This window comes from Photobacterium sp. OFAV2-7 (assembly GCF_022347985.1).
Classification (GTDB): domain Bacteria; phylum Pseudomonadota; class Gammaproteobacteria; order Enterobacterales; family Vibrionaceae; genus Photobacterium.
Genome location: NZ_JAKRFQ010000760.1, coordinates 1 through 2,593, shown reverse-complemented (window position 1 = coordinate 2,593; position 2,593 = coordinate 1). Strand labels below are relative to the sequence as shown.

Below are 2,593 nucleotides of genomic sequence, written 5' to 3'. Positions count from 1 at the left end.
GTTGCGCGAATGGGTTGCGCGTGGAAGCATGCCGTATTCAGCCGTCACCCAGCCTTGTCCCTTGCCTTTGAGCCAGCGTGGTACATTCTCTTCAACACTTGCTGTACAAATCACTTTGGTATCGCCGAACTCGACTAATACTGAACCTTCCGCATGAGCTGTGAAGTTACGGGTGATCGTAATTGGACGTACTTGACTGGTGCTTCTTCCGCTTGGACGCATCGGGACCTTACCTTTAGCTGGGCTACATTAACCGGCGATTATAGCCAGTTCTCAGGCGCAGTGCACGTGAATCCCGATTCCGTCCTGTTGCCAACACGGCCATACCGCCGCACTTCATTTCTTTTGTCCCGGATGGTGAGTATAATCAACACTATCCGGTAACTACGCACCGACTGTTTCTATTTCGCTTCCGGCCACAGCGTCGTAAGCCAAATAAGTAGTTACATCCATCATCTTAAAAGGGCCATCAGCCAATGATCCATAGCATGACCGCCTATGCCCGTCGCGAAGTAAAAGGCGACTGGGGCACTGCCGTTTGGGAAATTCGTTCTGTTAACCAGCGTTACCTGGAAACCTATCTTCGTATGCCTGAACAGTTCCGCAGCTTAGAACCTGTACTGCGCGAGCGATTCCGCAAGCGTCTGGCCCGCGGCAAGGTAGAGTGCAACCTGCGCTTTGAAGCCAACACCGCCGCCAGCAACGAGCTGAGCATCAACGAGGAGCTGGCCAAGCAGGTGATCAAGGCGGCCAAGTGGGTCAAGGATACCTCCGGCGAAGGCAGTATCGGTCCGTTCCAGGTTCTGAACTGGCCGGGCGTAATGGAAGCACCAGAGCAAGATCTGGATGCCATCAACAAAGACTTGCTGGCAGGGTTTGACGAAGCCATCAATGACTTTATCGCGGCACGCGCCAGCGAAGGCAAGAACATGAAGGATCTGATTGACCAGCGTCTGGAAGCCATCGCCGTTGAAGCGGCCAAGGTACGTGAGCAGATGCCAGAGATCATCAACTGGCAGCGTGAACGCCTGATGACCCGATTTGAAGAAGCCAAGGTTGAGCTGGATCCGGGCCGTATCGAGCAGGAACTGATCCTGATGGCACAAAAGAGCGATGTTGCCGAAGAATTAGACCGCCTTGATTCCCATGTCAAAGAAACCCAGAAAATCATGAAAAAAGGCGGTGCCTGCGGTCGTCGTCTCGACTTCATGATGCAGGAGTTCAACCGCGAGTCGAACACCCTGGCCTCCAAGTCAATCAGCACCGATATCACCGCCTCTGCCGTTGAGCTGAAAGTGCTGATCGAGCAGATGCGCGAGCAGATCCAGAACATCGAGTAATCTACGCGTTTGTTTAAAAAGAGGCAGTGCTAGCGCTGCCTTTTTTGATCGCTTTGGGCAGGCAGACACAAGCCTGAAATCCATCTAGGCTTAAGATTACGGCCATAACGTTTGAAAAAGATGATTTTTCAGGCAATCAGATAATTTCAATTGTGCCCAGATCATGATAATCTGCGCGCCCTTCTATCACTGAGTGAAACAGGCAATGAGCAAAGGTACTCTATACATCGTGTCGGCACCAAGTGGCGCTGGTAAATCAAGCTTGATTAACGCCCTTCTTGAAACAAACCCGACCTATGACATGAAAGTATCCGTATCCCACACCACACGCGGTATGCGCCCGGGTGAGGAACACGGCGTTCATTACAATTTCATTAGTGTCGAAGAGTTTACTGAGCTGGCAGAGCAAGGTGCATTCCTTGAACATGCCGAAGTCTTTGGCAACTACTACGGTACCTCCCGTCCCTGGATTGAAGAACAGCTTAATAAAGGTATCGATGTCTTTCTGGATATCGATTGGCAGGGTGCGCGTCAGATTCGCAAGCAAATGCCACAAGCCAAGAGCCTGTTTATTCTGCCTCCGTCAAAAGAGGAGCTGGAGCGTCGTCTGAACGCCCGCGGCCAGGACAGCGATACCGTTATTGCCCGTCGTATGCAGGAAGCACGCTCGGAAATCTCCCACTATGACGAATACGACTACGTAATCGTCAATGATGATTTCGACGTTGCACTGATGGACTTTAAGGCCATTATTCGTGCAGAACGATTGAAGCAAGACAAACAAGCTGCTAAATATAACAGCATGCTCAAAGCCCTACTGGCAGAACAGTAACAATTTTTGTACAATTTTCCATCTTTTACATATAACCACTGGAGTCCTCCATGGCACGCGTAACCGTTCAAGACGCTGTTGATAAAATTGGCAACCGTTTCGATCTGATCCAAATTGCTTCACGCCGCGCTCGTCAGATGCAAACTGGCGGTAAGGATCCACTGGTTCCGGAAGAAAACGATAAGTATACAGTGATCGCGCTTCGTGAAATCGAAGAAGGTCTGATCACTAAAGATATCCTGGATGCTCGCGAGCGTCAGGAACTTCAAGAGCAAGAAGCAGCAGAGCTAGCAGCTGTTAGCGCTATTGCAGGCGACCACCGTTAATTCAGGGAACCGGGCGAATTGTATCTTTTTGATAGCCTGAAAGAAGTCGCAATCGAATACCTGCCTGAGTCTCAAATCGAGGCGCTCAGGCAGGC

3 protein-coding genes and 2 pseudogenes are annotated in these 2,593 nt (G+C 50.7%); 4 read left to right on the top strand and 1 reads right to left on the bottom strand.

Annotated features, from left to right (window positions below):
• Positions 1 to 222: pseudogene (rph, locus tag MHN01_RS24175) on the bottom strand (ribonuclease PH); the annotation flags it as partial.
• A gap of 254 nt (positions 223 to 476) precedes the next feature.
• Here rph and MHN01_RS24170 point away from each other — a divergent pair.
• The 4 genes and pseudogenes from MHN01_RS24170 to MHN01_RS24790 all read left to right on the top strand — a co-directional run.
• Positions 477 to 1,340 (top strand): YicC/YloC family endoribonuclease, encoded by an 864-nt coding sequence (locus tag MHN01_RS24170; RefSeq protein WP_239413925.1) that lies wholly within the window; start codon positions 477 to 479, stop codon positions 1,338 to 1,340.
• 205 nt (positions 1,341 to 1,545) lie between these two features.
• Positions 1,546 to 2,172 carry a guanylate kinase gene (gmk, locus tag MHN01_RS24165; RefSeq protein ID WP_239413924.1) on the top strand — a complete coding sequence of 209 codons (627 nt, stop codon included), beginning with the start codon at positions 1,546 to 1,548 and terminating at the stop codon, positions 2,170 to 2,172.
• Positions 2,173 to 2,222: 50 nt separating this feature from the next.
• Positions 2,223 to 2,498: a DNA-directed RNA polymerase subunit omega gene (gene rpoZ, locus MHN01_RS24160; protein ID WP_036821454.1), complete on the top strand. Its 276-nt coding sequence runs from the start codon at positions 2,223 to 2,225 to the stop codon at positions 2,496 to 2,498.
• An 18-nt stretch (positions 2,499 to 2,516) separates the two neighbouring features.
• A pseudogene (locus MHN01_RS24790) lies at positions 2,517 to 2,593 on the top strand (guanosine-3',5'-bis(diphosphate) 3'-pyrophosphohydrolase); the annotation flags it as partial.

Coding starts and splice junctions, on each gene's coding strand:
- rpoZ (WP_036821454.1), top strand. CDS start 2,223: ATGGCACGCGTAACCGTTCAAGACGCTGTTGATAAAATTGGCAACCGT.
- MHN01_RS24170 (WP_239413925.1), top strand. CDS start 477: ATGATCCATAGCATGACCGCCTATGCCCGTCGCGAAGTAAAAGGCGAC.
- gmk (WP_239413924.1), top strand. CDS start 1,546: ATGAGCAAAGGTACTCTATACATCGTGTCGGCACCAAGTGGCGCTGGT.